We start from the raw sequence: 24,976 nt of genomic DNA, 5'->3' as shown, positions 1-24,976 counted from the left end.
ACGGCCTCCCAGGCCGGCTGCGGCCGGCTGCGGGGTACGACGGCCCGCGGGCCCGGCACCGTTCGGCACCGGGCCCGGGCGGGGCCGCTCGGCTCAGGCGCTGACCGGACGACCGGGCGCCGCTCCGGCGGCACCCTTGGCAGCCGGGCCGGCGTCGCCGCAGACCACGAGCAGCACGGACGCGTGGCCGAGCGCCGCGGCGTACGCCTCCGCGGCACGGGCGGCCGGTCCGCCGTTGGCGACCAGGACGACCACCTCGCGGCGGGCCGGGCGGGTCGGCACGGCGTCCGCGTAGAACACGTCCCCGCCCTCGGCGAGTTGCGCCCAGTAGCGCTCCTCGCCGAAGGAGAGTTCGTGCTGCTGCCACGGGTGCGCCTCGCCGACCGTCAGCACCAGGATCTCGCCCGGGCTGCGCCCGGCGTCGAGCAACTGGTCGACCACCTCGTCGGCGCGCTCCAGCGCCTCGGCCGGGGTGGCCGCGACCCGCCGGACCTCGATCTGGGGTGCGGTCGGGGCCGGACGGCGCGGTGCCGGGCCGGGCTTGGGCACCGGACGCGGCTGCGGACCGGGCCGGCCGGCGCTCGGCGGTGCCAGGCGCGGCGGCGCTGGGCGCGGGCCGGGCACCGGGGCGGGCGCGGCGACGGTGGTGGGTGCGGTGGCGGGCGCACTGCCGGTGGCAGGCGCGCGGAGGGCTTGTGCGTCCGACTCTCGGGGGAAGGGAACGCCGGGGCCCGGGAGGCTCTCGTGAATCTCCGGCTCCTCGGGGAAGACAGGCATACCCGGATATCTATCAAATGCCGGTCGAACGCGCACGGGCGCCCCACCCATTGGGCACCAAGACGTTGCCGGACCCACCCGGGGCAATTCCAGACGGACCGTCAGAAACCGAGCGTCAACTGTTCGTCGGCGGAGCCTTCGGCCGCCTCCAGACCCGGCCGGATCCGCTTCAGGTGGCGCCACTTCGGCAGTGCGTCCAAGTACGCCCAGGAGAGCCGGTGGTGTTCGGTGGGCCCGAACTCCTCCAGCGCCGCGCGGTGCACCGGGGACGGGTAGCCGGCGTTGTCGGCGAAGCCGTACGCGGAGTGCTGCTCGCCGAGTTCGGCCATCATCCCGTCGCGGTGGACCTTCGCGAGGACGGAGGCGGCGGAGACGCAGATGCAGGACTGGTCACCCTTGATCACCGTGCGCACCCGCCAGGGGCCGCCGAGGTAGTCGTGCTTGCCGTCGAGGATCACCGCGTCGGGCTCGACCGGCAGCGCCTCCAAGGCGCGGACGGCGGCCAGGCGCAGGGCGGCAGTCATGCCGAGCTCGTCGCACTCCTGCGGCGAGGCGTGGCCGAGCGCGTACGCGGTGACCCAGTCGGCGAGGACCGGTGCGAGCGCGCGGCGGCGCAGCTCGGTGAGCAGCTTGGAGTCGGTGAGCCCCTCCGGCGGCCGGCGCAGTCCGGTGACGGCCGCGCCGACGGTGACCGGTCCGGCCCAGGCGCCGCGCCCGACCTCGTCCAGCCCGACGACGACCTTGGCGCCGGCCCGGCGGAGCGAGCGCTCGACGGAGTGCGTCGGCGGGACGATGGGCATCACAGGCTCCGTTCGGCTGGGCGGCCCGTTCAGCTGGGGCTGTTCCAGCCTAAGCCCGTCGCCGAGGTGCCCCGCGCCACGCCGGAGGGGCGACCACGGAGCCACCACCGGCTACCGGGGAACCACCGCGGAGTCACCGCGGGTCACCGGCGCGCCTCAGGCCCCGATCATCGGCATCAGCACGTCGTCGACCAGGCGGACGGCGTAGTCGGGCGGGGTGTTCTCGCGCCCGCAGATCTTGACCTGGTAGAGCAGCATCGCCGGGGCGACGTCCGCGACCATCGGCGTGACGGCCCCGGGGCGGACCTCTCCGCGCTCCGCTCCGCGGCGGAGGATGTCGAGGATCGTCCCGGTGGTCGGCGCGACGACCCGCTGCACGATGAAGTCCTTGAACAGCTGTGCCTGTTCGTGGTCGAGCTCCCCCATCAACGCCTGCAGGGCGCTGCCCGCGCGCGAGTTCATCGCACCCGCGAACACCTCGATGAGCTGCAGGAGTTCATCGCGGGTGGACCCGAGGTCGGGGACGCCGTTCGGCCGTGGGAGAGTGGAGTCCAGGGCGTCCACGACGAGTTCGACCTTGGAGGCCCAGCGCCGGTAGAGCGCGGCCTTGCCGGTCCGCGCCGCAGCGGCGACGCCCTCCATCGTCAGCCGCGCGAACCCGCCGGAGGTGAGCTGGTCGAGCGCGGCCGCGAAGATCGCGTTCTCCAGTTCCTTCCCGCGGCGCCGCACCGGCCGGGTGAGGACCTCGGTGGCCACCCGCACCCGGCACAGCACCGGCGGGCCGGACGCCGACCGCGCCGCCGCTCCCTCCGGGGCCGGGCCGGCCGACCGGTCCGTCACCTGGCGTCGCACCGAATGATCCATTGCCACCAACCTTAAGGAACGCTTGCGTTCACAAACTGGCCCAGGATATCGTCCAGATTAGTGAACGATCCCGTTCCTTCCTAGCCTGCAGCACGGCGCAGGTTCTCCGCCGGGCCCACGGTCCGCAGCACATCACGCACATAGCCAGCCAGGGGGCACTTTCGTGGCTATTTCCGACACTCTCAGCAAGAACTCACCACCGCGCGGCGGCCCGAGCCGGGGCAAGGGCATCACCCTGGCGGTCATCGCGGCGACGCAGCTCATGGTGGTGCTCGACGCGACCATCGTGAACATCGCGCTGCCGGGCATCAAGGACGCGCTCAACTTCTCGACCACCGACCTGTCATGGGTCATCAACGCCTACACGCTGACCTTCGGCGGGCTGCTCCTGCTCGGCGGTCGCGCGGGTGACATCCTCGGCCGCCGCCGGGTGTTCATCTTCGGCACCCTGCTGTTCGGCCTGGCCTCGCTACTGGGCGGGTTCGCCCAGGACAGCACCCTGCTGCTGGCCGCCCGCGCGCTCCAGGGCATCGGCGGCGCGATCTGTTCACCGACGGCGTTCGCGCTGATCGCCACCAACTTCGAGGAAGGGCCCGAACGCAACAAGGCGTTCGGCGTGTTCTCGGCGGTGGCGGGATCGGGCGCAGCGATCGGCCTGCTGGCCGGCGGTCTGCTCACCGAGTACCTGGACTGGCGCTGGGTCTTCTTCGTCAACGTGCCGATCGCGGTGCTGATCGCGATCGCCGCGCCGCGCTACATCGCCGAGTCCGAGCGCACCGACGGCCGCTTCGACCTGCCCGGCGCGTTCACCTCGACGCTGGGCCTGGTCGGCCTCGTCTACGGGTTCATCCGCGCGGCCAACCCGGACTACGGCTGGACGGACGGGCTCACGATCGGCTCCTTCGCGGCCGGCGTGATCCTGCTCGCCGCGTTCGTCGTGATCGAGCGGCGGACGGCCCAGCCGATCACCCCGCTGCACCTGTTCGCCAACCGCAACCGCACCGGCGGCCTGGTGATGATGCTCTGCCTGGCCGCGGCCATGTTCGGCATCTTCTTCTACGTCGTGCTCTTCGTGCAGGGCCCGCTCGGCTACAGCCCGCTGAAGGCCGGCGTGTCGTTCCTGCCGATCAGCGTGGCGATCATCATCGCCGCGCAGGTCGCGTCCACCCTCCAAGCCAAGTACGGCCCGAAGCCGTTCATGGCCGGCGGCGCACTGCTGGTCACCATCGGCCTGACCTGGCTGACCCAGATGGACAAGGACAGCGGCTACCTCGACGGGGTGCTCGGCCCCACGGTGGTGTTCGGCTTCGGCATGGGCCTGATCTTCGTCCCGGTCATGCTGCTCGCCGTCGCCGGCGTCCCCGGCGAGGAGAGCGGCGCAGCGTCCGGCCTGCTCAACTCGATGCAGCAGATCGGCGGCTCGCTCGGCCTGTCGATCCTCACCACGGTCTTCGCCCACTACGCCACGGCCGAGGCCAAGCTGCAGCTGCCGAAGTTCATGGAGACGGCCACGCCGGAGCAGCTGGGCTACCTCAAGGAGCACCACGACTTCCCCGCGGGCACCGACGCGGCCAACTCCGTCCTCATCCAGGGCACTTCGCACGGCTTCATCGTGGGTGCCGCCCTCGCGGCGGTCGCGCTGCTGGTCGCGGTCTTCGCGATCAAGGCCAAGGCGAGCGACCTGCCGTCGGAGACCTCCGGCGTCGCGATGCACTGAACCACCGGGGCGCCATCCGATGGAACAGACGGGCCGGCCGGGAGCACCACGCTCCCGGCCGGCCCGTCCGCCGTTCCGCGGGCCCCCAAACCCCCGGACCCCGAGCCCCCCAAACCCCTGCGGGTCAGAAGTACGCGTCGATCTTCAGCCCCGCCTGCTCGCACGCGCTCCGCCCGCCGCGGCCGTCGTCCGCCAGGGGCCGCGCGGCGAGGATCTCCCGGGCACGGGCCGAGGAGAGGCTGGCGGCGTACCAGGGCCGGGCCCGGTTCTCCAGGTCGGTGCGGATCAGCTGCAGCGCGCACGTCCGCTTGGCGCCGGGCAGCCGGTCGAGGGCGGGGACGGCGTCCGGAGAGAGGTCCCGGACGTTGCGCAGGTCGATCCGGCCGGTCCGCTCGTAGCGGGCGACGTTCTGCTCGGCGACGATCGCGTCCGGCCCCATCAGCCCGTAGACCACGGCGGCGAGTGCGCCGCTGAGCACGACGGCGCGCGGCAGCCAGCCCGCGGAACGGGTGGACCCGGCGGCGATGAGCAGGGCGAACACGCCGCCCAGCCAGATCTCCACCACCAGCACCCAGAGCCGGAGCCGGGTGAGGCCCGAGGCGTCGACGTAGAACCACATCCGCCCGAGCGCCGACGCGACGACGGTCAGGGCGAGCACGCAGAGCAGGCCGAGCAGGATCCGCGCCAGGCGGCGGTCGGCGGGCGTGGTGCGCGGGGCCCAGCGCTTGGCGACGGCGACGACCACGAGCGTGAGCACCGTGATGACGGACAGCTGCCAGAAGCCCTGCCGCGCGTACTCGGAGCGGCTCATCCCGGTGTTCCGCAGGACGGCGTCGGCGCCCCCGAGCACCATCACGGCCTGGATGACCGCGAAGACGCCGAACATCAGGTCGAGCGCGACGAGCGGCAGCGCCCACTCCAGCCGCCCGCGGGCCCGGCCGGGCCGGACCACCGTGCGGTCCCAGCGGCGCGGGCCGGCCGCGATGTGCGCGAAGCCGAGCGCGGTGAGCAGCCCGACCGCGAACAGCACGGCGCGCACCGGGAGCCGGTCGAGGTCGATCCTCGGGCTGAGGCTGTCCAGGACGTCCGCCATGGCGGCATCGGCCCCGGCGAACAGCCAGCCGAAGACGACGAGGAGCACGGCGGCGACCGCGAGCGCCTTGAGTACCGGGACGATCCGGCCCCGGCTGCGCAGGCGGTGCCCGGCCAGGCCGTCGGCGGCCCAGCGCACGCCCGGCCCCACCTGCCAGAGGACGCCCGGCAGGGCGAGCAGCACGCCCGGCCAGCGGCGGCCGCCGTGCAGCGCGAGCGAGGCCAGCGCCAGCGCGCCGACCACCGCGATCACCACCGGCCAGCCGGCCTCCCACAGGGCCGGGACGGCGAGCAGGGCGAGCGCGAGCGCACTCCAGGCGACCGTCCAGGGCCGGGCCCGGCGGCCCGCCCCACGGGCGGCGAGCCCGGCGCCGACCGCCGCGGCGACCCCGCAGACCGTCAGCCCGACGCCGATGCCGTCGCCCAGCAGCCAGGCCGTCAGGAGACCGGTGAGCAGCGCCGCGACGAGCACCCGCGGTGTGGCGGCGGCCTTGCCGTCGGGGTCGCTGGGCCGCAGCCACGAGAACGTCTTCGGGGCGGGCCGGCCCGGCCCCCAGGCGGCCCCGGCGGGCGGCGGATCGGCCGGGGCGGGGCTGGACAGCGCGGACATGAGTCCCCCTCAAGTGGTCGGTGGGCAGGCGGGAGCCGCCCTCCGGGCAGCCCGCCGGCAGACGCGCTCGGCGTTGCCGCCGCAGCCGACTGTAGAGCATTCTGAACAAGTTCAAAAGTTTGATCTGAACGTGTTCAGTTCACCCTGACCTGCCCCGACCAGCCCCGGCCGGTCCCAGCCGGTCCCGACCACCCGACCACCCGGCCTCCCCCGACCACCCCGACCACTCCGACCACTCCGACCACCCCGACCACTCCCCGGCTACCCCTTCACCGACCCCGCCAGCAGCCCTCGGACGAAGTACCGCTGGAGGCTGAAGAAGACGATCAGCGGGACGACGATCGACAGGAACGCCCCCGCCGTCAGCAGCTCCCAGCGCCCGCCGAACGACCCGGACAACTGCGCCAGCCGCACGGTCATCGGCGCCACCTCCGGCGTGCCGCCCGCGAACGTCAGCGCCACCAGCAGGTCGTTCCAGACCCACAGGAACTGGAAGATCGCGAACGAGGCCAGCGCCGGCGTGCACAGCGGCAGCACGATCGACCGGAAGATCTTGAAGTGCGAGGCGCCGTCCACCACCGCCGCCTCCATCAGGTCCCGCGGCAACTGCGCGATGAAGTTGTGCAGCAGGAACACCGCCAGCGGCAGCGCGAACATGGTGTGCGCCAGCCAGACCGGCGCGTAGCTACCCTTCAGGTCCACCGCCGGGATCAGCGTCAGCGAGCCCAGGTGCGCGCCGCCCGAGAACAGCCGCAGCAGCGGGATCAGCGCCATCTGGATCGGCACCACCTGAAGCGCGAACACCACGAAGAACACCACGTCGCTGCCCCGGAACCGCACCCACGCCAGCCCGTACGCCGCCATGGCCGCCAGCACCAGCGGGAAGACCGTCGCCGGGACGCTGATCGCCAGCGAGTTGACCAGGAACGGCATCAGGCCGGTCGAGACGCCGGAACCGCCCTCGAACAGCACGGTGTGGTAGTTGCCGAGGCCGAGGTCCGGGTGCAGGAGGGCGTTCCACCAGCCGTCCGCCGTGACGTCCTGTTTGGGCCGCAGCGACGTCACCAGCAGGCCCAGCGTGGGGATCGTCCACAGCACCGTCACCGCGATGACGAACACCGAGGCGAGCGGACTGCTGAACGCCTTGCGCACCGGGCCCCGGGGACCACCGTTCATCGCACCCCACGCTCCTTCCGCAGCTGGACGATGTTGTAGGCCACCAGCGGCAGCACCGCGAGGAAGAGGATCACCGCGAGCGCGCTGCCCCGGCCGGTGTCAAACTGCACGAAGGACTGCGAGTACATCTCGTTCGCGAGCACCTGGGTGCCGAAGTTGCCGCCCGTCATGGTGCGGACGATGTCGAAGGCCTTCAGCGTGGTGATCATGACGGTGGTCAGCACGACCACGACCGTCGTGCGGATCATCGGCACGGTGACGTACCAGAACAGCCGCAGCCCGCCGGCACCGTCCAGCCGGGCCGCCTCGGTGATCTCGTCCGGGATCGCCTTGATCGCCGCCGACAGCACCACCATCGCGAAGCCCGTCTGCACCCAGACCATGACCACCATCAGCAGGAAGGTGTTCAGCGGCTGGTCGAGCATCCAGTTCGGCGGGTCGTGCCAGCCGAGCGCCACGGCCAGTTGGCTGAGCAGGCCGATCTGCGACTGGCCGGGGCCGCGCGACTCGTAGACGAACTTGAAGATGATCGACGCGCCGACCAGCGAGATCGCCATCGGCATGAAGATCAGCGACTTGTAGACCGCCTGACCGCGCATCCGGTCCACCAGCAGCGCCAGCACCAGACCGAGGCCGGTCGCCGCCAGCGGCGCGATCACCAGCCACAGCGCGGTGTTGACCAGCACGTGCCGGACGGAGTCGGTGGTGAACGCCCAGCCGAAGTTCTCGCCGCCGACGAAGTGGGAGCTGTCGTCGCCGAAGAAGCTCAGGTAGACCGTGCGCAGCAGCGGTGCGACCAGGCCAACCAGGAGCAGCAGCACGGCCGGGCCGAGGAACACCGCGACGGCCAGCGGCCGGGCCAGGCGGCCCCGGGCCCGGCCCGCCGCGAGGAAGACCAGCAGCAGGATCCCGAGGAAGCCCGCGACCGCGCCGAAGGTGTTGCCGAACTTGATCGCCGCGTCGCCCCACGCGCCGCCGGCGAGCGCGGCGGACGGGGGCGGGGTACCGGGTACGGACATGGCTGTGCGTCCCTCCTGGTGCCGGTGGGAAGGGGGCGGGCGGTGCGGGTGGGTGGCCCCGCACCGCCCTCGACAGGTGGTCCCGTGACGGCGCCGGGCGTGGGGCCCCGGAGCGGCGCCCGCCGTCGCGGCGCCGCGAGGCGTGCCCGGCCGCGGGCTACTGCGGCCAGGCGGCGTCGATGTCGCCCGCGACCTTCTGGATCGTCTGGCCCTCGGCAAACCAGGAGGTCAGCGACTTCCACTCCTGTCCGGAGCCGATCGCGGCCGGCATCATGTCGGAGGCGTCGAAGCGGAAGGTCGCGCCCGGGTCGGTCAGCGCGTCCGCCGACAACCGGTCGACCGGGTCGGTGTACAGGCTCTTGTCGACGCCCTGGTTGGCCGAGACCCAGCCGGTGGCCGTCCTCACCCGGCTGCTCGCCCAGTCCGAGCTGGACAGGTAGTTCTGCACCGCCTGCGCCTCGGGCCGGTTCGAGAACGCGGTCAGGAACTCGCCGCCGCCCTCGACCGGGCTGGGGACGCCGGGGTTCACCGCGGGCAGGTGGAAGGCGAACACGTCGCCGTCCGGAGCGATCTTCGTGTCCTTGGGCCACTGCGCCTTGTAGAAGGACGCCTGCTGGAGCATGAAGCACTTGCCGCTCAGGATCGGCGTGCCCGCGTCCTGGAACGTCGTCGTGGCGATCGACTTCACGTCGCCGAAGCCGCCGTTGACCCAGGCCGGGTTCTGCATCCAGCCGGCGACCGTCTTCATGGCAGTGGTGATCTTCTCGTCGGAGAACTTCACCTGGTGGCCCACCCACTGGTCGTACACGTCACCGCCGTACGTGCCCAGCACCACCTCCTCCAGCCAGTCGGTGGCCGGCCAGCCGGTGGCCGTGCCGGAGGCGATGCCGCCGCACCACGGCTTGCCACCGCCCGCCTTGGCGATCCTGTCGCTGAGCGCCATCAGGTCGGCCCAGGTCTTCGGCACCTCGTAGCCGGCCGCCTTGAAGGCCTTCGGCGAGTACCAGACCAGCGACTTCATGTTGGCGCTCATCGGGGCCGCGTAGAACGTGCCGTTGACCGAGCCGTACGTCCGCCAGACCGGGCTCCACCGGTCCTGGTTGGTGACCGTCTGGGCGGGCGGCTTCACCACCTTGCCGCTCTTCACCATCTGCGCCAGCAGGCCGGGCTGCGGGATGATCGCGAAGTCCGGGGCGTTCCCGCCGGCCACGCGGACCGGCAGCTGGGACTCGAAGTCGTTCGACCCCTCGTAACTGATCCTGATCCCGGTGCACTTGGAGAACTCCGCCCAGGACTTCTCCAGGTTGTCCGACTCCGGGCTGAGGATCGAGGCGAACATCGTCACCGTGGTGCCCGAATGCCCGGCGTACGGCTGGTACTTGGCGCAGTCGCCGGACAGCGACTGGGCCGCTCCCCCGCCGTCGCCCGAACCGCCGGAGCTGTTGGAGCAGGCGGCGGTCAGCGCCAGCGCCGCGAGCAGCGCGGGCGCGGCGACCAGACGGCGGCGGGAACTCGGGGACGGTGCGGTCGGGTTGAGGGTCAATGCGGTTCTCCTCGCCAGGGCGTGCTGCCGGCTGTGGACCGAACGACATTGCGCTGTACCGGAGATAGTCGGCTGATCGGATCGTCGGATTGGACGTGCGGCCGATCCGACGACGTTAACCCAGCCGCCGGTCGCCGCCAAGGTCCGCGATCGACCTTCATCGCGCGGTGTCCCGGTCGTGACCCGACCGCGTCCCGACAAGCCGCCGCCCGTCTCCCCACGGGCTCCCGCCCCGCCAGGCCACGCCGGCGGCCCCGCCCCGGAAGAGGACAGGGCCGCCGGACGGCCGTCCGTCAGAAGAGCCGGACCGGCAGCTCCAGCAGGCTGTTGACCACCAGCGACGGGCTCGGCCGCAGCTCCCCGTCCGGCACCCCGAGCGACAGCCCCGGGAACCGCTCGAACAGCGCCGGCAGCGCGACCCCCGCCTCCAGCCTGGCCAGCGGCGACCCCGGGCAGACGTGCGGACCGTGGCCGAAGGACAGGTGCCGGGACGCGTCCCGGGTAACGTCGAACACCTCCGCCGTGATGCCGTGCTGCGCCGGGTCCCGGCCGATCGCGTTGTACGAGATCAGCACCGGCTCGCCCGCCGGGATCACCGTGTCGCCGACCGGGATGTCCTCGGCGGCGAAGCGGAACAGGAAGTTGCTGGTCGGCGGCGTCCAGCGGAGCGACTCCTCCACCACCGCGTCCCACGGCACCCGCCCCGACCGCACCAGCGCCAGCTGCTCCGGGTGGGCCAGCAGCGCCCGGACGGCGTTGCCGATCAGGTTCACCGTGGTCTCGTGACCGGCCGCGATGATCACCCGCAGGGTCGCCGCCGCCTCCGCGTCGGTCAGCGCGCCGCCCTCGGTGTCCGCCGCCAGCAACACGCTCGCCAGGTCGTCGCCGGGGGCCGAACGGCGCTGCGCCACCAGGTCGTTGACGAAGGCGTTCAGCCCGGCGATGGTCGCCTGGATACCCGCCGGGTCCGGCTTGATGCCGAAGAACCGCTCGTACAGGTCGCGCAGCACGCCGTGGTCCGACTCCGGCACGCCCAGCAGCGAGCAGATCACCGTCATCGGCAGCGGGAACGCGAACGCCGACTTCAGGTCCACCTCCGACCCGCCCGCGGCCAGCGCGTCCAGCAGCCGGTGCGTGATCTCCTCGACGCGCGGGCGCATCAGCTCCACCCGACGCGGGGTGAACGCCTGCGCCACCAGCGCCCGCAGCCGGCGGTGCTCGGCGCCGTCCGTGGTCACCATGCTCGGACCGGGCACCGCGAGGCCGATCAGCGGCCAGGTCTTCGGGACCTCTCCGCGCTGGAAGGCGGCCCAGTGCGCGGCGTCCTTCACCAGCCGGGAATCGGTCAGCAGGTCGCGCGCCGCGGCGTGCCGGGTCACCGCCCACGCGGCGACCCCGCCGGGCAGCTCGACCGGCACCGCCGGACCGGCGGCGCGCAGCAGGGCGCCCTCGGCGGCGCTGTCGCGGGCCAGCGGGTCGAGGACGAACGGGGCCGGGGCCACGGACATCGGCAACTCTCCTTCGGACTAAGGGGCTTCGGGGCTGACGAGAGGACGGAACTTCGAACGGTTCGAGCGGTTCGAGCGGTTCGAGCGTGGAAAGCCCGAGGACAGACCGGTCAGGCCGCGTGCCCCGGGGTGAACGAGACCGGCAGCGCCACCAGCCCCCGCACCCACGCCGACGGCCGCCACACCAGCGCGTGCTCGGCCACCGCGAGCCGCAGGTCCGGCAGCCGGTCCAGCAGCACCTCGATCGCCGTCGTGGCGATCACCTCGGCCGCCTCCTGCGCGGGGAACGGGCAGCCGTGCTCGCCGTACGAGTAGCTCATGTGCGCCCGGTTGCCCTCGGCGGGCCGGCCGTCCGGCCGGCGCACCGACGGGTCGGAATTCGCCCCGGCGAAGCCCAGCAGGAGCATGTCCCCCTCGGCGATCCGCTGGCCGCCGAGGTGGGTGTCCCGCACGGCCCACCGGCCGGCGAAGATCTGCGTCGGGGTGTCCTCCCAGAGCGCCTCGTTGAGGGCCTGGCTGATGCTGCGCCGGCCGCCCGCGAGCGAGGCCGCGAACCGCTCGTCGGTGAGCATCAGGCGCAGCGCGTTGGAGATCCAGTACGAGGACGGCTGGTGGCCGGCGATCAGCAGCACCCGCAGGTCGCGCATCACCTCGTCCTCCGTCAGTCCGGCCGGGTGCTCCAGCATGCGCGAGGCGACGTCGGCACCCGGGTGCTCGGACTTCTCCCGCACCAGGGCGAGCATCAGCTCCAGCAGCCGCTGCGCGCCGGCCGGGGCGTCCGGGCCGCCGTCCAGCATGGTCAGCAGCGCCGTGATCAGCTCCGGAGCCTGCTCCTCGTCCAGGCCGAGCACCCGGCACAGCACCAGCAGCGGCATCCGGTGCGCGTACTCGGCGACCAGGTCCGCCTCGCCGCGGCCGGCGAAGTCGTCGATCAGCCGGTCGGCGATCTCCTCGGCGTGCTTGCGCAGCTCGTACGGGTCGGCCGCGGCCAGCGCGTCGGTGACCGCCCGGGAGCGGCGCACGTGCTCCTCGCCCTCGGCGTAGAGGATCGACGGCACCGGCGCCATCATCGGCTTCAGCGGCCAGTCGGCGGGCAGGGTGTCCCAGGCGTGCCAGCGGCTGGAGTCGCGGCCGAACAACTGGGGCTGCCCGGTCACCAGTTGGAGCTCGCGGTAGCCGATGACCAGCCAGGCGGGGACGCCGCCGGCCAGTTCGACCGGGGCCACCGGGCCGTGCTGGGCGCGCAGCTCGCGGTAGAGCTGGGCCGGGTCGGTCTGGAAGCGCGGCCCGTACAGCGGCGTGGCGCCGGCGTGCGCGGGGCAGCCCGGGGGCGGGGTGACGGCGGGCTCGGTCACGGGGTGCTCTCCTCGTACTGGTGCGCCTCGTACTGCTGCGCGGGGGATTCGGCGTGGCGGGAGGCGGCCGGCTGCACGGGGAGCCCGGCCTCGGCCTCCGCGAGCGCGGCCAGGTGGCCGACCAGCTCGATCAGCACCCGCTTGCCGGACTCCCGGTCCCGGGCGTCGCAGTCCACCAGCGGCACTTCCGGGGGCAGGTCGAGCGCCTCGCGGACCTGCTCCAGGGTGTGGGCCGGCTCGCCGAAGTTGTTGCGGGCCACGATGAACGGGGTGCCGTGGTGCTCCAGCCGGTCGATGGCGTACCAGGACTCCTCCAGGCGCCGGGTGTCCACCAGGACGACCGCGCCGAGCGCGCCGCTGAACAGGCGGTCCCACAGGAACCAGAAACGTTCCTGCCCCGGCGCGCCGAACAGGTAGAGCACCTGGCTCTCGGAGAGCGTGATCCGGCCGAAGTCGAAGGCGACCGTCGTGGAGCGCTTGCCCCACGCGCCGGCCGGGTCGATGCCCTCGCCCGCCCGCGTCATGACCTCCTCGGTGTTCAGCGGACGGATCTCGCTGACCGAGCCGACCAGCGTCGTCTTGCCGACGCCGAAGCCGCCGACCACGACGATCTTCAGCGCGTTGTCGGCGGTCGCGCGCAGCGGGGTGCGGCCGGTGACCGGGGCCGTCGCCGGGGCCTCCGTCGAAGCCGTCGAAACCGCCGGAGCCGCCGTCGTGGAGGGGTCAGAGCCGTTGGAGGCCATGCAGCACCTGCTTCAGCGTGTCGAGATCGGGCAGCCGCGCCTTGTTCGGCGCGAACCGGGGGTGCCGGGCGGTGACGGCCCCGGACTCCAGCAGGTCACCGAGCAGGATCTTCACCACCGAGACCGGCAGCGCCAGCTCCGCCGCGACCTCCACGACGGCGGTCGGGGCCTCGCACATCCGCAGGATGCGCGCGTGCTCCGACTGCATGCCCGGCGCCGGCTCCCGCTCGGCGACGATCAGCGTGACCAGGTCGAAGGCGTTCTCCGGGGAGCGGCTGCGGCCCCGGGTGATCGTGTAGAGGCGGTCCGGGTCGTCGTCCCGACCCGGCAGGACCGGCCCGGCGTTCATGCCCGGGCGCTCTCGTGCGTCCCGGTCTCCTCCACCGACCTGGCCGGCGCGCTCAGGTGGACGCCGATCTGCTCGATCAGGCCGTGCATGTTGTGGCCGACCACGCCCACGTCCGCCTCGTCGTCCGTGACGACGGCCAGGTGCGCGCCTTCGCCGGCCGCCACGATGCACAGGATGCCGCCGTGGAACTCGGTCATCGACTGCCGGACGCCGCCGGTGCCGTCGCCGAACTCGATCGAGGCGCCGTGCGCCAGGCTCTGCAGGCCGGAGGCGATCGCGGCCAACTGGTCGGCCCGGTCGGCGTCGAGGCCGGAGGTGTGGCAGAGCTTGAGGCCGTCGGCGGAGAGCACCAGGGCGTGCCGGGCGCCGGGGGTGACGCTCAGCAGGTTTTCCAACAGCCAGTCGAGGTCACGGTCGGTCGCGCTGCTCATCAGGAGTCCTTCTCGGTGACGGGGGAAGGGTCGGGCGTGGTGTCGGTGTCCGTGGTCGGGGCGTCCGTGGTCGCGGTGGCCAGGGTCGGGGCGTCCATGGTCGCGGTGTCCTCCGCGGCGCGCTGGGCGGCCCGGCGGAAGGCGCCGAACCGGGCGGCGGCCGTCGAGGCGTCCGCGCGGACGGGTTTCGCGGACGGGGCCGCCGCCGCGGGCGCGGTGGCGGCGAGGGTCTGGCCGCGGCGGCGCTGCGGCAGGCCGCTGTCGGTGATCGGGGTGGGCGCGGGCGGCAGCGGGGCCGGGGCGGCCGGTGCGGGGACCACCGGGGCGGTGGGCGCGGGCGGCAGCGGAGCGGGCACCGGGCGTGCAGGGGTGAGCGCGGGGCGCACCGTCTCAGCGACCGGCGGCTGGACCGGGGCGGGCGCCGGAGCGCCGTGCGTGAGCAGCTGCTGCGGGACCAGCACCACCACGCCCGTACCGCCGCGCGCCGACGGCCGGAACGAGATCTGCAGGCCGTGCTTGCGGGCCAGCACGCCGACCACCGCGAGGCCCAGCCGGGTACCGGCGGAGAGCGTGGCGAGGTCCAACGGCTCGGCGGAGACGGCCCGTTCGGCCCGGCGCAGCCAGCTGTCGCTCAGACCGAGACCGCTGTCCTCGACGGTGATCGCCAGCCCGGCCGACACCTCCTCGACGTAGACGTGCACCTCGGCCGGCGGGGCGGAGAAGTTGGTGGCGTTGTCGAGGAGTTCGGCCAGCGCGTGCATCACGCCCTCGGCCGCGTACCCGGCGACGGCCGCGGTGCTGGCGTTGTGCAGCCGCACCCGCTGGTAGGCGCCGATCCGGCCGAGCGCACCGCGCAACACCGACTCCACCGCGATCGGCTTGGCCCAGCGGCGGCCCGAGCGCGCACCGGTGAGCACCGCGATGCTGTCGGCCATGCGGCCGGCCTGGGCGGTCGAGTGGTCCAGTCGCAGGAGGTCGCCGAGGACCTCCTCGTCGTGCCGGTGCTGCATCTCGCGCAGCTCCGCGTGCATGCTCGTGGCCAGCGCCTGGACGCGCCCGGCGGCCGTCGCGCACACCGCGAGCGCGGCGGCCCGCAGCCGTTCGCCCCGGCCGACCTCGTCCGCGACGACGCGCAGCAGCGCGTGCTGGGGGTGCGCACGGTGGGCGGTCAGCGCGCTGTCGACGGACGCGCCGTTCCGGAGCTTCTTCACGACCTCGGGCAGGACGCCGTCGGCGAGCCGGTCGAGGTCCACGCGCTCGGCCTCGGCGGCCGCCCGGGCCTCCTCGGTCCGCGCCCGCGCCTCGTCGAGCTCGGCACCCAGCCGGGCCAGCTCGGCGTGCGCGGCGACGACGTCCGCCGCGATCCGGGCCTGCTCGGCCCGGGCGGCGTCCCGCTCGGCGCGGGCGGAGGCCGCGTCGTCGTGCGCGGCGGTCTCGGCCTGCCGGGCGGAGCCGGCGAGGACGAGGGCGGCGGTGGTCTCCTGGTGCTGGACGGCGAGGTCCTCGGCCAGCCGCCGGGAGCGCTCGGTCCCGCTCGCGGCCACGCCGACGGCGATCAGCCACAGGACGCTGACGGCCCCGACGGCGAGCGCCGTCAGCGGCTGGTGGGCGCCCAGTGCCCGGCCGATCCCGACCGGCGCGGCGACCAGGGCGAGCAGGACGGCCGCGGCGGTCAGCGCGACGGTCCGTGGCGCGGGCGGTCGGCGCGGGCCGCCGTCGGAGCTGGTGGCTTCTCTCATCAGTGCGGTCCTCGACAACGGCGGCGGCTCGGGCGGCGGATCGGCGACACTGGTGGCACTAGTGGCACCGACGGTGGTTCGAGCGCATACGAGGCCGCCCGGCGGCGTCGCGAAACGTCTCCGGGCGGCTGATCGATTCACGCTTTCGGCCGATCATATCGATTCAGACATTGCCCTCAAGCAGCCAGTTGACGGTCAATCTCGTTCATTCACGTCGCCTACACCGATTCGCGACGTCCGACGGATGCCCACGGCACGCCCACCGCACGCCCGACCGAGCCGAAAGCAGGCGCCGAGCGGGCGCCCGACCGAACCGCACCCGCCCTCAGGCCAGCTTCGCCTCCACCGCCTGCCGGACGGCCCCCAGGTCCAGCCCGTGATCGACGATCACCCGCGCCCCGAGCCCGTCCCCCTCCCGGATCACCCCGAGCAGCAGGTGCCCCACCGCGATCTGACCGGACTTCAGCCGCAGCGACTCCCGCAGCGACAGCTCCAGCGCCTTCTTCGCCCCGGAGCCGAACCGACTGCGGGCCGGTTTCGCGTCCGCCTGCCTGAACCAGCCGCGCCGCTTCGGCCCCTCCTCGGCCGGCGCGTCCAGCGCCCCCTCGCCGAAGGCCGCCTCCACGGCCGACCGGACGGCGTCCAGGTCCACCCCGATCGAGGCCAGCGCCTCGGCGTCGTCGCGCGGCCCGATCAGCCGGGCCACCGCCTGCCGCGCCGTCTCCCGGTCCAGGCCGGCGTCGATCAGGACCGCGGCCCCGGGGTCCGCCTCCTGCGCCAGGATCCCCAGCAGCAGGTGCTCCGTGCCGACACCGGCCTGCCGCAGCAGCCGGGCCTCGTCCTGGGCCACGAACACCACGCTCCGCGCCCCGTCGGTGAATCGCTCGAACATCGCTCAGTCTCCGTCCTGTTCCGGGCCGGCCCCCCGCCGGGCGTACTTCTTGTGCACGGCCTGCCGGGTCACCCCGAGGCAGACCGCGATGTCCTGCCAGGACCAGCCCTGCGCACGGGCGTTGCCCACCTGGAGCTTCTCCAGGCGGTCCGCCAGGTCGCGCAGGGCCCGGACCGACCGGAGCCCCACGGCGGGGTCCCGGCTGCTCGCGGCTGCCGCGAGCTCTCCGCTCTCGCTCATGGTGTCAACTTTGGTTGACGCGAGCGCATGTGTCAACCCTGGTTGACATCAGCGATGGCCGAAGCGCTCCGCCAGGGTCTCCTCAAAGGTGCCCCGGCCCACCGCGCGCTCCGGGGTGAGGAGGCCGCCCGCCCGCAGCTCGCGGACGGCCGAGCCCGGGAGGCTCAGGGGGAGCAGCAGCCAGCGGCGGCCGGTGGCGCGGAGGTAGACCCCGGCCAGGTCCCGGTACGTCCGCGCCTGCGGGCCGCCGACCTCGGGCGCGTAGCCGGACGGCCCCTCCCCCACCAGCTCCACGACGTGCGCGGCGGCCTCCCGGACGTCCACCGGCTGGCACCGCACCCCGGTGAGCACCGGGAACACCGGCAGCTTCGCCGAGGCGCCGAAGAACCTCAGCAGCAGGTCGTGGAACTGCGTCGCCCGCAGCACCGTCCAGCCCAGCCGGGACTCCCGCACGACCCGCTCGCACGCGTACTTCGTCCGGTAGTACGGGATCGGCACCCGGTCGACGCCGACGATCGACACGTACACGAGGTGCCGCACCCCGGCTCGTTCGGCCGCCGCGACCAGGTGCCGCACGGCGTCCAGGTCCTCCTTGCCCTGGGAGGTCGCGCAGTCGATCACCGTCTCCACCCCGGCCACCGCCGCAGCGACCCCGTCCCCCGTCACCAGGTCGCCGGCCACCCACTCGACCCCGTCCGCCCCGCCGCCCCGGACCCGCCGGCTCAACCCACGCACCGCCACCCCACGCGCGACCAGCAGCCGCACCACCTCCCGCCCCAACGTCCCCGTCGCCCCGGTCACCAGCACCGTCATGACTCACCCGCTCCTCTCCGAAAGCCCTTCACCCCCTACCGACAGTCCACCGGCCCCATCCGTGACATCGGCGTCCCGAGGCGGAGGGACACACCGATACGGGCGGACATTCATGCGGACGGGCATGAAAAAGCGGGGCGAGGACCGTGAAGTCCTCGCCCCGCTTCAGTGGTTCACCTCAGGCGAGGTGACACCGGGGTCGGGCGTGATCAGCTGCAGCCGCTGGTGGAGCCGCAGCCCTCGCAGAGGTAGCAGCTGCCGGCGCGGCGCATCTTGGTGCCGCAGGAGAAGCACAGCGGGGCGTCGGCGTTGAGGCCGAGCTGGATCTCCATCAGCTCCGTGGAGTTGTGGGCCTGCTTCGCCGGGGCCTTGGGCGCCGGCGCGGCCGGGGCCGGGGCGGCCGGGGCCGGGGCGGGCTTGGCGGCCACCGGGGCCACCGGGGCGAACTGGGCGAGGGACTCGGTGTCGAGCTCCTCGGCCTCCAGCGGCTCGTACGAACCCGTCTCCAGGTGGCGCTGGCGCTCCTCGACGGAGTGGATGCCGAGCGCCGAGCGGGTCTCGAAGGGCAGGAAGTCCAGCGCCAGGCGGCGGAAGATGTAGTCGACGATCGACTGCGCCATCCGCACGTCCGGGTCGTCGGTCAGGCCGGCCGGCTCGAAGCGCATGTTGGTGAACTTCGAGACGTAGGTCTCCAGCGGCACGCCGTACTGGAGGCCGACCGAGACGGCGATGGAGAAGGCGTCCATCATGCCCGCGAGGGTCGAGCCCTGCTTGGACATCTTCAGGAAGACCTCGCCGAGGCCGTCGTCCGGGTAGGAGTTGGCCGTCATGTAGCCCTCGGCGCCACCGACCGTGAAGGAGGTGGTGATGCCCGGGCGGCCCTTGGGCAGGCGCTTGCGGACCGGGCGGTACTCGACGACCTTCTCGACCGCGGCGGGGGCCTGGGCCTCCTCGGCCTTGGTCTCGGAGTCCTTCTTCTTGGCCGAGAGCGGCTGGCCGACCTTGCAGTTGTCGCGGTAGATGGCGAGCGCCTTGACGCCCATCTTCCACGCCTCGAAGTAGATCTCCTCGATCTCCTCGACGGTGGCGCTCTCGGGCATGTTCACGGTCTTGGAGATGGCGCCGGAGATCCACGGCTGGATCGCGGCCATCATCCGCACGTGGCCCATGGCCGAGATGACGCGCTCGCCCATCGCGCAGTCGAACACCTCGTAGTGCTCGGCCTTGAGGCCCGGCGCGTCGACGACGTTGCCGTGCTCGCCGATGTGGGCGACGACCGCCTCGATCTGCTCGTCCTGGTAGCCGAGGCGCTTGAGGGCGCGCGGGACGGTGCCGTTGACGATCTGCATCGAGCCGCCGCCGACGAGCTTCTTGAACTTGACCAGGGCGAGGTCGGGCTCGACGCCGGTGGTGTCGCAGTCCATCATCAGGCCGATGGTGCCGGTCGGGGCGAGGACCGAGGCCTGGGCGTTGCGGAAGCCGTTCTGCGCGCCGAGGCGCAGCACGTCCTGCCAGGTCTTGTTGGCCGCGAGCCAGACCGGGGCGTCCAGGTCGTCGAGGGAGACGGCGTCCAGCGAGGCGTCCGCGTGCTGCTTCATGACCCGCTGGTGCGGGGCGGCGTTGCGGGCGTAGCCGTCGTACGGGCCGACGACGCCGGCGAGCTCGGCGCCGCGACGGTAGGCGGTGCCGGTCATCAGCGAGGTGATGGCGCCGGCCAGGGCGCGGCCGCCCTCGCTGTCGTAGGCGTGGCCGGTGGCCATCAGCAGGGCGCCGAGGTTGGCGTAGCCGATGCCGAGCTGGCGGTAGGCGCGGGTGGTCTCGCCGATCTTCTCGGTCGGGAAGTCGGCGAAGCAGATGGAGATGTCCATCGCGGTGATGACCAGCTCGACAACCTTGGCGAAGGTGACGGCGTCGAACCCCTGCCCACCGTTGGACGCAGTGTCGTCGCGCAGGAACTTCATCAGGTTGAGCGAGGCGAGGTTGCAGCTGGAGTTGTCCAGGTGCATGTACTCGGAGCAGGGGTTGGACGCGTTGATGCGGCCGGACTCCGGGCAGGTGTGCCAGTGGTTGATGACGGAGTCGTACTGGATGCCGGGGTCGGCGCAGGCCCAGGCGGCCTCGGCCATCTTGCGGAACAGCTTCTTCGCGTCGACGGTCTCGATGACCTCGCCGGTGAGGCGGGCACGCAGGCCGAATTCGGTGCCGTTCTCGACGGCGGTCATGAATTCGTCGGAGACGCGGACCGAGTTGTTGGCGTTCTGGTACTGGACGGAGGCGATGTCGTCGCCGCCGAGGTCCATGTCGAAGCCCGCGTCGCGCAGGGCGCGGATCTTCTCCTCCTCCTTCACCTTGGTCTCGATGAAGGCCTCGACGTCCGGGTGGTCGACGTCGAGCACGACCATCTTGGCGGCCCGGCGGGTGGCGCCGCCGGACTTGATGGTGCCGGCGGAGGCGTCGGCGCCGCGCATGAAGGAGACCGGGCCGGAGGCGTTGCCGCCGGAGGTGAGGAGCTCCTTGGAGGAGCGGATGCGGGAGAGGTTGAGGCCGGCGCCGGAGCCGCCCTTGAAGATCATGCCCTCTTCCTTGTACCAGTCGAGGATCGACTCCATGGAGTCGTCGACGGCCAGGATGAAGCAGGCGCTGACCTGCTGGGGCTGCTTGGTGCCGACGTTGAACCAGACCGGCGAGTTGAAGCTGAACACCTGGTGGAGGAGGGCGTGGGTCAGCTCGTGCTCGAAGATCTCGGCGTCGTCCTTGGCGGCGAAGTAGCCGTGCTTCTCGCCGGCGGCGCGGTAGGTGAGCACCACGCGGTCGATGATCTGCTTGAGGCTCCACTCGCGCTGCGGGGTGCCGACGGCGCCGCGGAAGTACTTGGACGTGACGATGTTGACCGCGTTGACCGACCAGAAGTCGGGGAACTCGACGCCGCGCTGCTCGAAGTTGACCGACCCGTCGCGCCAGTTGGTCATGACGACGTCGCGCCGCTCCCAGCGGACCTCGTCGTACGGGTGGACGCCAGGGGTGGTGTAGATGCGCTCCATCCGGAGACCGCCCTTGGGCGCCTTGCCGGCACCCTTCGCCGCGGCCTTGTCGGACTTCGACCCGCGTGCGGAACCGCTCGTGGTGTCTGTCACTTCTCGCTCCTCCTCCTGGGCAAACGCCCGACTCCTGGGCAAACGCCCGTGGTGCCCCGAAAAGTCCGGGCACCGCTGGTTCGTTCTTCCGGTGTGCGGGCAGGCGAGAGCCTCGCCCGCTTGCGCACGGTTTGTGATGTTCTGTGCCCGGATTCCGGGCACGCGTGGGCCCCGGAGGGCCGTCGTGGCACGGCCCGGCCCCGTGGGGCCGGGTGGGGGGCGCCTCCTAGGGCGCGGCGGCGGCAACGGGCACGCAGGCGCCCTCCGCCTCGGCGGGCCGTCCGGCGCGGATCTCCGCGATGGCGGCCTCGAAGTCTTCCAGTCCGTCGTACGCCTGGTACACGCTGGCGAAGCGCAGGTAGGCGACCACGTCGAGTTCCTTGAGCGGGCCGAGTATGGCCAGCCCGACGTCGTGGGTGGTCAGCTCGGCGTTGCCGGTGGCGCGCACGCACTCCTCGACCCGCTGGCCGAGCAGGGCGAGGGCGTCCTCGGTGACCGGGCGGCCCTGGCAGGCCTTGCGGACGCCGGAGATGACCTTCTCCCGGGAGAACGGCTCGGTGACCCCACTGCGCTTGATGACCATCAGCGCGGCCGTCTCCACGGTGGTGAAGCGGCGGCCGCAGTCCGGGCACTGCCGGCGACGGCGGATCGAGCTGCCGTCCTCGGTGGTCCGGCTGTCGACGACGCGGCTGTCGGAGTGCCGGCAGAAGGGGCAGTGCACCTGAAGGATCCCTCCCTGGCAGGACGTGCGGACTGGGTCGAGTCTATGCGATGTGCCCCGGGCCTCGGCAAGCTGATCATGCGCCGTGACCACTACCACTGGGCACGGAGAGGACTGTAGCCACTAGATGTAGGCCTCGGGGGGAAGCGACACCCCTGGCGTGTCGACGCCGATTAGACTGCGGAAGTCGAGTTCTTGTCGAACATTCGATCGATGTACAACAAAGCCTTGATCGAGTCAGCCAACTCTCGAATAATTCACTCGAACGTGTGTTTGGCGCAACCTTTCGATACGGGGTGCGTTGGGCTGGAAAAGGGAGAGGACAGCCGTCGAGAGGGGCCGCCGTGAACACCATCGAAAGCAACACCATCCCGGTGCAGGAACACTCCCAGTTCAAGGTGGGGCAGCGCACCACGAATCAGCAGAGTGTGGACGTCAGCATGGACCGTAGCGAAGACCACCGCCTCTCCGGCCCGGCCGTTTCCAGCGCGAGCCGCGTCCCCGATCAGCCGATCGAACACTCCCCCGTCCTGGACGAGGCCCACCCCGCGCCCGCGCGGGCGATGCCCGGCCGCCCCCCCGGGATCCGCACCGACGAGGCCGGGCTCACCGAGCGCCAGCGCCGCGTCATCGAGGTCATCCGGGATTCCGTCCAGCGCCGGGGCTACCCGCCGTCCATGCGCGAGATCGGCCAGGCCGTCGGCCTGTCCAGCACCTCCTCGGTCGCCCACCAGCTGATGGCCCTGGAGCGCAAGGGCTTCCTGCGCCGGGACCCGCACCGCCCGCGCGCCTACGAGGTCCGCGGCGTGGAGGTGGCCCGCCCGAACACCGCCGAGACGGCCGGCCGGCCGTCGACCTCGTACGTCCCGCTGGTCGGCCGGATCGCCGCCGGCGGTCCGATCCTGGCCGAGCAGACGGTCGAGGACGTCTTCCCGCTGCCGCGCCAACTGGTCGGCGAGGGCGAGCTGTTCGCGCTCACCGTGCGCGGCGACTCGATGATCGAGGCGGCCATCTGCGACGGCGACTGGGTCACCGTGCGCCGCCAGCCGGTCGCCGAGAACGGCGACATCGTGGCCGCGATGATCGACGGCGAGGCCACCGTCAAGCGGCTCAAGCGCGAGGACGGCCGGATCTGGCTGATGCCGCACAACCCCGCCTACGAGCCGATCAACGGCGACAACGCGACCATCCTGGGCAAGGTGGTGGCGGTCCTGCGCCGCCTCTGAGCGGGTCCGCCCGCACGCACCGGGAAGGGGCTCCACCGCGTTCGCGCGGGGAGCCCCTCCGGCGTTCCCCGAATCCTGCAAGGGGCCCGCGAGCGGCCTACGAGCCGCGCTTCACCACCGGCCTGACCGGCGCCGCCGAGGCGTCGATCGCCGCCAGCGAGCGGCGCACCTGGTTGCGGTCCGTCGTGTACCAGAACTCCGGCATCGAGGAGCGGAAGAAGCCCCCGTAGCGCTTGGTCGCCACCCGCGGGTCGAGCACCGCCACGATGCCGCGGTCGTCGGCCGCGCGGACCAGCCGGCCCGCGCCCTGCGCCATCAGCAGCGCCGCGTGCGTCGCCGCGACCGCCATGAAGCCGTTCCCGCCGCGCTGTTCGACGTCCTTCTGGCGGGCGCTCATCAACGGGTCGTCCGGCCGGGGGAACGGGATGCGGTCCATCACCACCAGCTGGCAGGCCGAGCCGGGCACGTCGACGCCCTGCCAGAGCGAGAGCGTGCCGAACAGGCAGGTGGTCGCGTCCGAGGCGAACTCGCGGATCAACTCGCCCAGGGTGTCCTCGCCCTGGAGCAGGATCCGGTTGTCCAGCCGCTCGCGCATCGCCTCGGCGGCGGCCTGCGCGCCGCGCATCGAGGAGAAGAGGCCCAGCGTCCGGCCGCCGGCCGCGCCGATCAGCTCCGCCAACTCGTCGAGCATGTCCGGCCGTTCGGGGTCGCGGCCGGGCTCGGAGAGGTGCTTGGCGACGTACAGGATGCCCTGCTTGGGGTACTTGAACGGCGAACCGACGTCGATGCCGCGCCAGTGCGGCACCGCGTCCTCGCCGAAGCCGGCGCCGGCGTCCGGGTTGTCCCCGGGCGTGCGCTCGTCCGGCAGCCGGGCCTCCGAGGGCAGGCCGACCGAGCCGGCCACGCCGTTGAAGTCCCCGCCGAGCTTGAGCGTGGCCGAGGTCAGGACGACCGAGCGCTCCTTGTAGAGGCCCTCGCGCAGCAGCCCGGAGACGCTCAGCGGCGCGACCCGCAGCGAGGCCGTGCCCATCCCGAAGCGGTCGTTGCGCTCGATCCAGACCACGTCGTACTCGGAGTCCTCCAGCAGCCGCTCGGCGGTCTCGTGGACCGTCTCCACCGAGGCCATGGCCTGCTTGCGGACCGCGTCCTCGTCGGTGAGCCCCTTGTCCCTGGTCTCGCCGAGCGAGGTGATCACCTGCCGGGCGGAGTCCCGGATGGCCGTGACGGCGTACGCCAGGTACTCGGGCAGTTCCTCGACCCGGCCGGGCTGGGCGGTCTCCATCAGGCCGTGGTAGTTCTCGGCCGCGGCCTGGAGCGCGTCGACGGCCTTCTCGTTGGCGAGCCGCGCGGCCCGCTTGACCGCCCGGTTGACGGCGCCGACGGTCAGCTCGGCGGTGGCCGCGCCGGTGACCCGGTTGACCAGTTCGTGCGCCTCGTCGACGATCAGCAGCCCGTGCTCGGGCAGCACCGGCGCGCCCTCGATCGCGTCGATCGCGAGCATCGCGTGGTTGGTGACGACGACGTCCGCGAGCTTGGCCCGCTCCCTGGCCTTCTCCGCGAAGCACTCCTGCCCGTACGCGCAACGCGTCGCGCCCAGGCACTCCTTGGACGTGACCGACAGCTGGGACCAGGCCCGGTCGGACACGCCGGGGCTCATGTCGTCGCGGTCGCCGGTCTCGGTCTCGTCCGCCCACTCGCGCAGCCGCAGCACCTCCTGCCCGAGCTTGCTGGCCGGCCCGCCGAGCGCCTCGGCGGCGTCGAACAGGCCCTCGCCCTCGTCGCTCGGGGTGCCCTCGTTGGCCCGGTGCAGGCACAGGTAGTTGGAGCGGCCCTTGAGCATCGCGAACAGCGGCCGGCGGCGCAGCACCGGGTGCAGCGCGTCGACCGTGCGCGGCAAGTCGCGTTCGACCAGCTGGCGTTGGAGCGCCAGGGTGGCGGTGGCGACCACGACGCGGTCCCCGTGCGCGAGGGCCGGCACCAGGTACGCGAGGGACTTGCCGGTGCCGGTGCCGGCCTGGACGAGCAGGTGCTCGGCGTTGTCGACGGCGTCGGCGACGGCCTCGGCCATCTTCACCTGACCGGGGCGTTCCACGCCGCCGACGGACTCGACGGCGGCGTGGAGCAGCTCGGGGATGCGCGAGCGGGGGACCGCGACGGCTTCCCCGGTCTCGGCCGGGGCGGGTGCGTCCTCGCCGGGGAGCTGGGTTTGGGAGTCGTTCGTCATGAC

General features: G+C 72.7%; 21 protein-coding genes. 2 read left to right on the top strand and 19 right to left on the bottom strand.

What is annotated here, in order from left to right; all coding sequences use genetic code 11:
• Positions 1–93 precede the first annotated feature (93 nt).
• The 3 genes from ACFVSN_RS35310 to ACFVSN_RS35300 all read right to left on the bottom strand — a co-directional run bounded on the left by ACFVSN_RS35310 (position 94) and on the right by ACFVSN_RS35300 (position 2,429).
• Positions 94–777, bottom strand: coding sequence for a hypothetical protein (locus ACFVSN_RS35310; RefSeq protein WP_387957561.1), 684 nt, complete (start codon positions 775–777; stop codon positions 94–96).
• 101 nt (positions 778–878) lie between these two features.
• The gene (locus ACFVSN_RS35305; RefSeq protein WP_380439498.1) at positions 879–1,577 is read right to left on the bottom strand and encodes a ribonuclease HII; all 699 of its coding nucleotides are present in this window, start codon (positions 1,575–1,577) and stop codon (positions 879–881) included.
• 156 nt (positions 1,578–1,733) lie between these two features.
• Positions 1,734–2,429 carry a TetR-like C-terminal domain-containing protein gene (locus ACFVSN_RS35300; RefSeq protein WP_387957559.1) on the bottom strand — a complete coding sequence of 232 codons (696 nt, stop codon included), beginning with the start codon at positions 2,427–2,429 and terminating at the stop codon, positions 1,734–1,736.
• Between the two features lie 181 nt (positions 2,430–2,610).
• Here ACFVSN_RS35300 and ACFVSN_RS35295 point away from each other — a divergent pair, with 181 nt between their 5' ends.
• Positions 2,611–4,158, top strand: a complete 1,548-nt coding sequence (locus ACFVSN_RS35295) for an MFS transporter (protein ID WP_380439577.1) — start codon at positions 2,611–2,613, stop codon at positions 4,156–4,158.
• A 124-nt stretch (positions 4,159–4,282) separates the two neighbouring features.
• On the opposite strand, the gene ACFVSN_RS35290 is transcribed toward ACFVSN_RS35295, so the two are convergent.
• The 15 genes from ACFVSN_RS35290 to nrdR form a co-directional block, all read right to left on the bottom strand.
• Positions 4,283–5,860 (bottom strand): DUF4153 domain-containing protein, encoded by a 1,578-nt coding sequence (locus tag ACFVSN_RS35290; protein WP_387957557.1) that lies wholly within the window; start codon positions 5,858–5,860, stop codon positions 4,283–4,285.
• A 261-nt stretch (positions 5,861–6,121) separates the two neighbouring features.
• Positions 6,122–7,036, bottom strand: a complete 915-nt coding sequence (locus ACFVSN_RS35285; protein ID WP_387591362.1) for a carbohydrate ABC transporter permease — start codon at positions 7,034–7,036, stop codon at positions 6,122–6,124.
• On the bottom strand, positions 7,033–8,055 hold the full coding sequence (locus ACFVSN_RS35280; protein WP_387957555.1) for a carbohydrate ABC transporter permease: 1,023 nt from the start codon (positions 8,053–8,055) through the stop codon (positions 7,033–7,035). The genes ACFVSN_RS35285 and ACFVSN_RS35280 overlap by 4 nt, the downstream gene beginning before the upstream one ends.
• Before the next feature lie 157 nt (positions 8,056–8,212).
• Entirely contained in the window at positions 8,213–9,598 is a 1,386-nt protein-coding gene (locus ACFVSN_RS35275) for an ABC transporter substrate-binding protein (RefSeq protein WP_387957553.1), read from the bottom strand.
• 293 nt (positions 9,599–9,891) lie between these two features.
• Complete coding sequence (locus ACFVSN_RS35270) at positions 9,892–11,106, bottom strand: cytochrome P450 (protein ID WP_387957551.1); 1,215 nt, start codon at positions 11,104–11,106, stop codon at positions 9,892–9,894.
• A 110-nt stretch (positions 11,107–11,216) separates the two neighbouring features.
• Positions 11,217–12,461: a cytochrome P450 gene (locus ACFVSN_RS35265; protein WP_380439484.1), complete on the bottom strand. Its 1,245-nt coding sequence runs from the start codon at positions 12,459–12,461 to the stop codon at positions 11,217–11,219.
• Positions 12,458–13,204: an ATP/GTP-binding protein gene (locus ACFVSN_RS35260; RefSeq protein ID WP_380439482.1), complete on the bottom strand. Its 747-nt coding sequence runs from the start codon at positions 13,202–13,204 to the stop codon at positions 12,458–12,460. The genes ACFVSN_RS35265 and ACFVSN_RS35260 overlap by 4 nt, the downstream gene beginning before the upstream one ends.
• Positions 13,185–13,553: a DUF742 domain-containing protein gene (locus ACFVSN_RS35255; protein ID WP_329924666.1), complete on the bottom strand. Its 369-nt coding sequence runs from the start codon at positions 13,551–13,553 to the stop codon at positions 13,185–13,187. Before ACFVSN_RS35255 ends, ACFVSN_RS35260 begins: the two co-directional genes overlap by 20 nt.
• Positions 13,550–13,984 (bottom strand): roadblock/LC7 domain-containing protein, encoded by a 435-nt coding sequence (locus tag ACFVSN_RS35250; RefSeq protein ID WP_329924667.1) that lies wholly within the window; start codon positions 13,982–13,984, stop codon positions 13,550–13,552. Before ACFVSN_RS35250 ends, ACFVSN_RS35255 begins: the two co-directional genes overlap by 4 nt.
• A complete protein-coding gene (locus tag ACFVSN_RS35245) occupies positions 13,984–15,723 on the bottom strand; it encodes a sensor histidine kinase (protein ID WP_387957548.1) in 1,740 nt (579 codons plus the stop codon). Before ACFVSN_RS35245 ends, ACFVSN_RS35250 begins: the two co-directional genes overlap by 1 nt.
• Positions 15,724–16,048: 325 nt before the next feature.
• Positions 16,049–16,615, bottom strand: a complete 567-nt coding sequence (locus ACFVSN_RS35240) for a Clp protease N-terminal domain-containing protein (protein WP_380439478.1) — start codon at positions 16,613–16,615, stop codon at positions 16,049–16,051.
• 3 nt (positions 16,616–16,618) lie between these two features.
• Positions 16,619–16,855 (bottom strand): helix-turn-helix domain-containing protein, encoded by a 237-nt coding sequence (locus ACFVSN_RS35235; protein ID WP_359964858.1) that lies wholly within the window; start codon positions 16,853–16,855, stop codon positions 16,619–16,621.
• 48 nt (positions 16,856–16,903) lie between these two features.
• On the bottom strand, positions 16,904–17,668 hold the full coding sequence (locus ACFVSN_RS35230; protein WP_387957546.1) for an SDR family oxidoreductase: 765 nt from the start codon (positions 17,666–17,668) through the stop codon (positions 16,904–16,906).
• Between the two features lie 209 nt (positions 17,669–17,877).
• Positions 17,878–20,802: a vitamin B12-dependent ribonucleotide reductase gene (locus tag ACFVSN_RS35225; protein WP_387957544.1), complete on the bottom strand. Its 2,925-nt coding sequence runs from the start codon at positions 20,800–20,802 to the stop codon at positions 17,878–17,880.
• 226 nt (positions 20,803–21,028) lie between these two features.
• Positions 21,029–21,523 carry a transcriptional regulator NrdR gene (gene nrdR / locus ACFVSN_RS35220; protein ID WP_363651086.1) on the bottom strand — a complete coding sequence of 165 codons (495 nt, stop codon included), beginning with the start codon at positions 21,521–21,523 and terminating at the stop codon, positions 21,029–21,031.
• 563 nt (positions 21,524–22,086) lie between these two features.
• Between nrdR and lexA the strand changes: the two genes are divergently transcribed.
• Positions 22,087–22,749: a transcriptional repressor LexA gene (lexA, locus tag ACFVSN_RS35215; protein WP_224281048.1), complete on the top strand. Its 663-nt coding sequence runs from the start codon at positions 22,087–22,089 to the stop codon at positions 22,747–22,749.
• A gap of 97 nt (positions 22,750–22,846) precedes the next feature.
• On the opposite strand, the gene ACFVSN_RS35210 is transcribed toward lexA, so the two are convergent.
• Positions 22,847–24,973, bottom strand: a complete 2,127-nt coding sequence (locus tag ACFVSN_RS35210) for an ATP-dependent DNA helicase (protein ID WP_380439468.1) — start codon at positions 24,971–24,973, stop codon at positions 22,847–22,849.
• Positions 24,974–24,976 lie beyond the last annotated feature (3 nt).

Origin of the sequence: Kitasatospora sp. NPDC057904 (genome assembly GCF_042887925.1) — a bacterium.
GTDB lineage: Bacteria > Actinomycetota > Actinomycetes > Streptomycetales > Streptomycetaceae > Kitasatospora.
The sequence above is the reverse complement of the archived record's forward strand: the minus strand, read 5'-3'. Positions and strand labels throughout refer to the sequence as shown.